6 protein-coding genes and 2 pseudogenes are annotated in these 7,404 nt (G+C 58.9%); 5 read left to right on the plus strand and 3 right to left on the minus strand.

Features of this window, described 5'->3' with window-relative positions; translation table 11 throughout:
* The 3 genes and pseudogenes from EOC06_RS41405 to EOC06_RS00110 all read left to right on the plus strand — a co-directional run.
* Window positions 1-372, plus strand: a pseudogene (locus tag EOC06_RS41405) (3-oxoacyl-ACP synthase); the annotation flags it as partial.
* Window positions 372-1,319 (plus strand): DUF4150 domain-containing protein, encoded by a 948-nt coding sequence (locus tag EOC06_RS00105; RefSeq protein WP_128306783.1) that lies wholly within the window; start codon window positions 372-374, stop codon window positions 1,317-1,319. The pseudogene EOC06_RS41405 and the gene EOC06_RS00105, both read left to right, overlap by 1 nt.
* On the plus strand, window positions 1,319-2,242 hold the full coding sequence (locus EOC06_RS00110; protein WP_127329093.1) for a hypothetical protein: 924 nt from the start codon (window positions 1,319-1,321) through the stop codon (window positions 2,240-2,242). The genes EOC06_RS00105 and EOC06_RS00110 overlap by 1 nt, the downstream gene beginning before the upstream one ends.
* Before the next feature lie 8 nt (window positions 2,243-2,250).
* On the opposite strand, the gene EOC06_RS00115 is transcribed toward EOC06_RS00110, so the two are convergent.
* Genes EOC06_RS00115 through EOC06_RS00125 form a run of 3 tightly spaced genes read right to left on the minus strand, consistent with a single transcriptional unit; the run spans window position 2,251 to window position 5,355 of the window.
* Window positions 2,251-2,598: a hypothetical protein gene (locus EOC06_RS00115; protein WP_127318107.1), complete on the minus strand. Its 348-nt coding sequence runs from the start codon at window positions 2,596-2,598 to the stop codon at window positions 2,251-2,253.
* Window positions 2,595-3,017, minus strand: coding sequence for a DUF6484 domain-containing protein (locus EOC06_RS00120; protein ID WP_128306784.1), 423 nt, complete (start codon window positions 3,015-3,017; stop codon window positions 2,595-2,597). Before EOC06_RS00120 ends, EOC06_RS00115 begins: the two co-directional genes overlap by 4 nt.
* 10 nt (window positions 3,018-3,027) lie before the next feature.
* Window positions 3,028-5,355, minus strand: a complete 2,328-nt coding sequence (locus EOC06_RS00125; RefSeq protein WP_127380212.1) for a type VI secretion system Vgr family protein — start codon at window positions 5,353-5,355, stop codon at window positions 3,028-3,030.
* Window positions 5,356-5,592: 237 nt separating this feature from the next.
* On the opposite strand from EOC06_RS00125, the gene tagH reads away from it, so the two are divergent.
* Both tagH and EOC06_RS41410 read left to right on the plus strand, forming a co-directional pair.
* The gene (gene tagH / locus EOC06_RS00130; RefSeq protein ID WP_128306785.1) at window positions 5,593-6,639 is read left to right on the plus strand and encodes a type VI secretion system-associated FHA domain protein TagH; all 1,047 of its coding nucleotides are present in this window, start codon (window positions 5,593-5,595) and stop codon (window positions 6,637-6,639) included.
* Window positions 6,640-6,942: 303 nt separating this feature from the next.
* Window positions 6,943-7,404: pseudogene (locus EOC06_RS41410) on the plus strand (type VI secretion system protein TssL); the annotation flags it as partial.

The raw sequence follows: 7,404 nt of genomic DNA on the forward strand, positions 1-7,404 counted from the left end.
ATCTACAACACTGAAGATTTGCCTTTGCGCGGTGACGGCATGACGGCTGCTTATCGCGCGGCATTCGAAGAAACCGGTATCGAAATGAACCGGCTCGGGTACCGGATCGCTGACCTCGTAGGAGAACAGTACTGGTTCAAGCAAAGCGCTCTTGCCAGCCTGCGCTTACTGCGAGGAAGGCATGAGTTTCAAGACATCTGGTCGCCAGGCGAGTCCCTCGGCAATGTCGGAGCTGCCGTGGTGCCACTCATGCTTGGCATGGCTTTCACCGCGGCACGCAAGGGCTACGCTGCCGGAAATCCGGTTTTGATCGAGGCATCGAACGATGCCGGCGCCTGCGGCGCAGCTATCGTGGCATCGAGGGCCGCGTAATGGGCGGGGTGTTTGCCAACGGCCTGGAAATTTCCGGCAAAGCCGTGAACGCCCAGACCATCGCCGCATTCCCGGATGTTTGCTTTACACCTCCGGAAAACCCCGCAACGCCGCCCGGCGTGCCCATCCCCTACCCTAGTTTCGGATTGGGCAGCGACACAGAGCAAGGGACCGGCACCGTCAAGATCGGCGGCAAGACCGTCAACATCAAGAACAAATCCGACCTGTCCAGAACGTCTGGGACGGAGGCTGGCTGTGCCGCAAAGAAAGGTGTCATCACATCGAAAAATACGGGAAAGGGGTATTTCAACTCATGGTCTAACGATGTGAAGTTTGATGGCGAGCCTGTCATACGTATGACAGATCTTGCCACAAACAACCATGCATCGCCGACTGGCAATACGGTTACATGGCCGCACACGGCCGCCATAACTGTCAGTGGGCAGGACTGTGCAACGATTTTAAATAACGTGGGTATATATGTGCATCAACACAAGGATTCCGACTGTGCGCACCCGACGGAATCCGAGCACTGCTTTGAAAATCAGATGTTCCAGAGGAGTCGCGGCGGCGATAACTATTCCGGCTGGGGAAATTACGACGTCAACACCGCGCCCTGCGTTTGCATGGAGTCCTACAAGAAAACCAAGACCGGATACCGCAAATCCGGTTCTGGGTCGAAACGCGGCTCGCCGCACAACAAAAAGACAAAGAAAGTCCGCGATTTCCTGAAGAAGAAGCGCAGTCCGACCTTAGGCGATGCGATCAAGGAGGTGCAGCAGGCTGTCGGCGACCATCACGAGAAGCTGCAGAGCTGCACCAAAAAGGAGAAAGACGACGCGCTCGAATGCCTGAAGCTCGTGCTCATCGACTACCTCATCGATTGCGCCAGAGCCCCGAAACCGACCCCCGCCCAGATACTGGCAAAACCGATAAGGAAGAAGTGATGCGTGAGCCCGAAACGATCGCCGACTTTGACCCAGAGGAAATCGATGTCCAGGCCGTGGACGGATATCATCACGGCGGCAATCGCTTCAGCGCCAGTTTCGAACTGAGCGATCCCGATGACGAATTCAGCCGGTCCTATCTCCTGGAAATTGAGCTTGGGGCGACCATTCGTTTCAATGCACGGCTTCAGATCGAGGACGCGATCCGGTCCCATGTCAGTTTTGGGCCGCAAGACCATGTTGCGCTTGAGCTTGGAGGGATCATCCACGACCTTCCGCCTGGTTCGGCATCACGCACGGAACTGCGCGAAGGCGCACTGACGCGCCTGTGGGCCCCATCGCGCGACCGGATCTTTGCGATCGGAGATCTTGGCGTAAGCTATCTGCGTGAGCGGGGCCAATGGGGGCAGTTGGAGACCTTCGACGAAGCCGTGCTCAACGATATCCACGGTCGTGACGGAAGTCCGGTGTATTGCGCCGGCGACCGCGGGCTTCTGCTGAGACTCGACGGACGGCGCTGGAATCGTATCGATGTGGGCGTCGAGGAGAATTTCAATACCGTCCTGGCCGGACCTCAGGGTGAGGTCTATCTCGGCGGGGCGAACGGGGCAGCCTACGAATTGCGTGACAGCCAGCTGATTGCGTTGAAGGCCGACGAGGTCGACTATTACGATATCTGCGAGTTCCGCGGCAAACGCTACTGGTCGGACATGAGCTACGGCGTTTCGGTGCAGAAGGGACGCGAACTCGTGCCTCTGCTCGAAACGGAACAAGGTTTTACCATGAACGCGACCGAGGAATTTCTTGTTGTTGCAGGCTGGCACGAATTCTTTCTGTTCGACGGCACTGACTGGTCCGGTTTCGAAATGGGCTATGACGGCAATATCTTCCTTCGAACGGTCGACATCAACAACTACCGATAGGATGGGGGTCATCGGTTCTGTTTCAGGGTCACCGCCAGATATTCTCTAACTTTGGGAAGGTCCAGATCCACAATCTGGATCGGTTTTGGTGCGGCCAGCATCCGCAACACGAAGAGTTCACCCGCTTCCGAGAACTCCTCAAAGCGCTCCTGCGCAATTTTTCGACCTTGATCTCCGGCTACCCGCAAACCGTCCAGATGAGCCTCCAACCTTTCAATCAAGCGGGCAAGACGCACTTCGTCCATCTCCGGATTTTCCTCGGGGTGGAGCAGGTGATGGTCGTAGATCGTCCATAGAAACGCCGCCATTTCGGCATGCTGGCGGACGATCTCGCGCAAGATCGGCGCTGCCATCAGTTCAGGTTCACCGAGCCGCCACGGATACGGTTGGTGGCGCTTGCGTGGCTCGTAACGTATGTGCCGCGGATAATGATATGGCCGTCTTTTTCCATGATGATCGTGGCCTTACCACAGCGCAATTCTATTCGTTCTTCACCCACTATCCTTACCTGTTCGCCGTCGCGTTTGACTTGCGACCGCGGCTTGCGGCTTGGCTCTACAATGCGCCCCACAATCAGTGGTCGACCAACATCTCCGTCTTCAAACAGGAGCGCGACCTCGGAGCCGATCATATCCGAACTCATTTCGGCCAGGCTTCGGGCTCTTACCGCGGTCTCCCTTGTATTGCCCGGGAATACGACGAGCGGTGCTTCGTCATCGAAGCCGAGAAAAACTCCGATTATCACCCCTTCGATCCGCTTCCGAGTCTTGGTCATCCAGCCGCCCTCAATTCTGCTTGATCTCCGAACCTTTCATCGTGATGTCGCTTGAAGCCTTCACGTTGATCTTGCCCGAGCCTTTGACGGAAATGTCCTTGCCTTCAATATTGATGGTGCCGTCCTTCTTCATCGAAATCGCGGCCGAGCCACACTTGATCACGATGGAGTCGCCAGCCTCGATCAACAAATCTTTGCCGATCTTGATGGCACCGTCCTCGCCAATCTCGACAAGGCTTCCCTTGGCTATCTTCAGGGAGCGCGCGCCGCCGACATTGGTCGCGTCGTCCTCGGCGATTTTGGCGTTTCGCCCTTTGCCGATCTGCGAGGAATGGGCTCCGCCGACCTTGAAACTTTGATCCGCCGCCACCTGCACGCTCTGGTTCGCGCCAACCGACCAGTTGTCGTCGGCACCAATGCTATGGCTCTGCGCCGCACCCACCGTAACCGACCGTGTCGCGCCGATTGTATTGGCCTGCGGGCCACCCACGGTCCTGGTCTCGGATGCTCCGACGCTGTCGACACGGGCGGCGCCGACCGTAATGGTCTGGACGATCGCGACGGTCTGCGTGTGATTGGACCCGATCGTCTCCGTCGAGTTCGACCCGATATTGATCGTCTCGTTCGACCCTACCGTAAGCGAGCGATTGACGCCCACCGTCTCGGTGTCGTTGTTGCCGATATCGGTGGTCTGGTCGACGCCGACCTTGACCGTCTTGTTGTTGCCGACGTCCTCGTCGAGGTTGTGGCCGACGGAATGCTTGGCGTCGTGGTCGATGCGGTCCGACTGATCGTGCTGCACCAGCTTGGTTCGGTCATGCTTGATCAGAAGGTGGTGATCCTTCTGCGCCTGGAAATTGACCAGCTCGGAGCCGGCCTTGTCCTCGAACATCAGCTCGTTGTAGCCGCCTCCGCCGAGCGAGGAGTCCGACTTCCAGCCGGATTGCGTGGCACTCGCCGGCAGGCCATAGGGCGGCATCTGCGAGGCATTATAGACCCGGCCGGTGATGATCGGCAGGTCAGGGTCGCCTTCGATAAAGTCGACGATCACCTCCTGGCCGATGCGCGGTATCTGGATGAAGCCCCAGCCGCTGCCGGCCCAGGTCTGTGAGACCCGCACGAAACAGGAGCTGTTCTCGTCCTTCTTGCCCAGGCGATCCCAGTGGAATTGCACCTTCACCCTGGCGTATTTGTCGGTGAATATTTCCTGGCCTGACGGACCGACCACGGTCGCCGTCTGCGGCCCACGCATGATCGGTCGGGGCGTGATCCGTGGCGGACGATAGGGCAAGGCGGTCGGCGCCACGCCCAGGATCACCTTGAAGTTCTCGCTGTCGACGTCGGCATGGCTTCTGTATCCCGGATCGAACAGCCTGTATTCGGCGCTGACCACCAGATACTCCTGGTTCTGGTCCTCGCGCGGAAAGCCATCGAGCTTGAACGTACAGCCCGAAAACAGGCCGCGCACGGTGCCGACCGCGGCGATACGCTGGTGGACGGCCTGGATTTCCTCGCGTCGGATCGCGGCCAGGTTGTCGCCCCGGCCGACTTCGAGATGCGCGCCGGGCTGGCGGTAGTTTTCGCCGGCGGCCAGCTTGTGACTGAAAGGCTGGGCCGACTTGGCCATAAGGTCGGCGCCCGGCTTCTTGAAATCATAGTCGGTGTGGGCATAGGCGCCCGGACGCACCGAACTGCCCGGTATCCATTCGGTGATGTATTCGACATCGCGCCGGGAGCCCTGCCCTTCAAAATGATAAGGTACTTGCTCGTAGCCCGGCGCCGGCTTCAGCTTGCTCATCGCATCGGTCAGGACAAGCGTGTGTTTGCCCTCGTCATGCTCGAAAAAATACAGGATGCCTTCATGCTCGAGCAGCCGCTGGACGAAATCCAGATCGGTCTCGTCATATTGCACGCAGTATTCGCGCGGAGGGTAGGAACCCTGCAGACGCAGATCGAACTCCGCCGTGCTGTATTTCTTAAAGACGTCCTTGACGATGTCGACGACGCTCTTGTTCTGGAAAATACGGCAATCGGTGGTGTTGCCGAGGAACCAGAGCCACGGCCTGACGACCGCTTCGTAGTAGGCCAGCCGGTCTTCTATGCGGGTCAGGCGAAACTCGGACACAAGGCCGCTGAACCAACGTTTCGGATCGGATTCGCCTTCCACCGAAACGACACCCCCCAGCATCTTCAGCGGATCGATATCGGGGCTGGGGCTGACGAACCCTACCGTATAGGCCAAACAACGGCTGATCTCATCGCGACCGACAAGATGCGTGAAGGTCAACAGCTCGGCGCCAACCGGTGTTTGCACAACCGTGGCACGTTCGTTCGGCATGGGTCGTGCCCCTCCTGGACGCGGCCGCCGGCAGTGGGTTTGAAGTTCCCGCATCCAGGAACTTTTTGGCCCGCCGCACCAGGCTATGTTGAGCCTACCACATGTTGTCCGGCCGACCAAAGAGATGCACAGCGGAAAAACCTTACCCTGCCGCATTGGCTCGAAACGCCGCTGTCCTGTTGGATGTGCAAACTGCTAGAATGTGGAGTATCGATCAGCGTTCGACGGCGATCCTCGATGTATATCAGTCTGCAAATCAACAATGTCGACGCCTTGCCTGCGGGCATCTCGACCAGTTACGCGGCGCGTGATCGCGGCTTCGAAATCGGACGCGAGGCTTGTGATTGGACCTTGCCGGACCCCGACAAGTTCATCTCCGGCCGGCATTGCGAGGTTCGCTACGAGGCAGGCGCTTTCTGGCTGCACGATGTCTCGCGCAACGGAACCTACATCAACGGATCGAGCCAGCGCATGACCGGCCCGCATCGGCTGAGCCATGGCGACCGGGTGCTGATCGGCCGCTATGTCATCTTCGTATCGATCGACGACGAGCGCGCCACAACAGGCCATATCAGTTCGACACAACGAGAAATGCCGGCCGCGACAGGCCGGCCGCTCGAATTCGCCGCCGAGCCGTTCTTCACTCCTTCGGAGCAACAGTCCGGGCAGCGGGTTCCGGCTCCGGCGTTCTCGTCGCAACCGCCTCTACCCTCGACCAGAGACGAAGTGCTGCGGGAAATCGCGATCGCGGCCGGCATCTCGCCGGAATTGCTTCAATCGCGCGATCCGCTTGAAGTTGCCGCCGAAATCGGCACGGTCCTGCGGACTGTGGTCGAGGAACTGACCATGCTTTTGAAAGCGCGCGCGGCCGCGAAAATACTGGCCAAGAGCACACAACGGACGATGATTAGCGCCGCCGACAACAACCCCCTGAAGTTCGTCCCGGGAACCGACGACATCCTCGAAATCATGTTCGCCCGCCGCAGGGCCGGCTATCTGGATGCCAGGCGCAGCATCGAAGATGCATTCCGCGATCTCAAGACGCACGAATTCGCCACCTATGCCGCCATGCAAGCTGCGCTGTCGCGGCTGCTCGACGATCTGTCGCCCGAGGCGATCGGAAAGAAACTCCCCCCGACATCGTTCTCGTCGAAGAAAAGCCAGGCCTGGGACGCTTTTGTCGCGACCTGGCGAACCATGGAGGAAGCCCACGAGAACGGCATGCTGGACATATTTCTGGCCTATTTCAGCGAGGCCTATGCCAAGGCCGACAAGCAGAAATAGACAGGCCCAAAGGGGGATGCGAGGCTGAAGTCGACGAAGAAAACCTCTTTGGTGCGCGGCATCCGGTTCCAATCGAGAGTTTGTGAGATTACGATCGCATACGACAATTCGCTAAGCGGCTAAGGCTGATCGACCTGGGGGTCTGCGGCAAATGTCATCTTTCGGCGGGATAGTAAGATATAGCCTACCTTCCTCCGGACACTGTCAGGGTCGGCAGGGGTTGCGTTTCCTTCACCTGACGAGAAACCGTTTTGCGCCTGTCTCACCCAGTCGCGGGCACACCGCCTGCACGGACGATCGTCCATGAGTTCGAAGGACGATCCTTTCGGCCCGGCGGGCAAGACCGTCATTCGCGCCCCTCCACGGCGTGAGCGAAAACCGGCGCCGGTCCCTCAAGTGCCCGTCGCGGATGACGGGCAAACCTCGCTGATTAAGAATTCGACCGTATTCGATCCCGGCATCGGCCGGCATACACCGCCGGGCTGGGCATCCGGGACAGTGATTTATCAAGGAGCCCCTTCCGCTTCGGCAGGAAGCGGCGCTTCCGAGGCAGCTCTGCGGCAGGAGACCCTGCTCAATGTCAGGGACAGTGTCAGATATTCCGCGGCAAACCCGATCCTTGCCGCGGCCGCACCATTGCTGATGCTGTTCGGCCAGTTCAGGCTTATCCCCGTCGAGAAACAAGCCGAGCCGTTGGCCGAACATGTCACTGAGGCGATCGATAGGTTCGACAGGACAATCGAGAAATCAGGTGTTGCCGAAGAG

This window comes from Mesorhizobium sp. M7A.F.Ca.MR.362.00.0.0 (assembly GCF_004023175.1).
Classification (GTDB): domain Bacteria; phylum Pseudomonadota; class Alphaproteobacteria; order Rhizobiales; family Rhizobiaceae; genus Mesorhizobium.

Excerpts from the sequence above, each read along its gene's own strand:
- EOC06_RS00105 (WP_128306783.1), top strand. The coding sequence starts at position 372 with ATGGGCGGGGTGTTTGCCAACGGCCTGGAAATTTCCGGCAAAGCCGTG.
- EOC06_RS00110 (WP_127329093.1), top strand. The coding sequence starts at position 1,319 with ATGCGTGAGCCCGAAACGATCGCCGACTTTGACCCAGAGGAAATCGAT.
- EOC06_RS00120 (WP_128306784.1), bottom strand. The coding sequence starts at position 3,017 with ATGACCAAGACTCGGAAGCGGATCGAAGGGGTGATAATCGGAGTTTTT.
- EOC06_RS00125 (WP_127380212.1), bottom strand. The coding sequence starts at position 5,355 with ATGCCGAACGAACGTGCCACGGTTGTGCAAACACCGGTTGGCGCCGAG.
- tagH (WP_128306785.1), top strand. The coding sequence starts at position 5,593 with ATGTATATCAGTCTGCAAATCAACAATGTCGACGCCTTGCCTGCGGGC.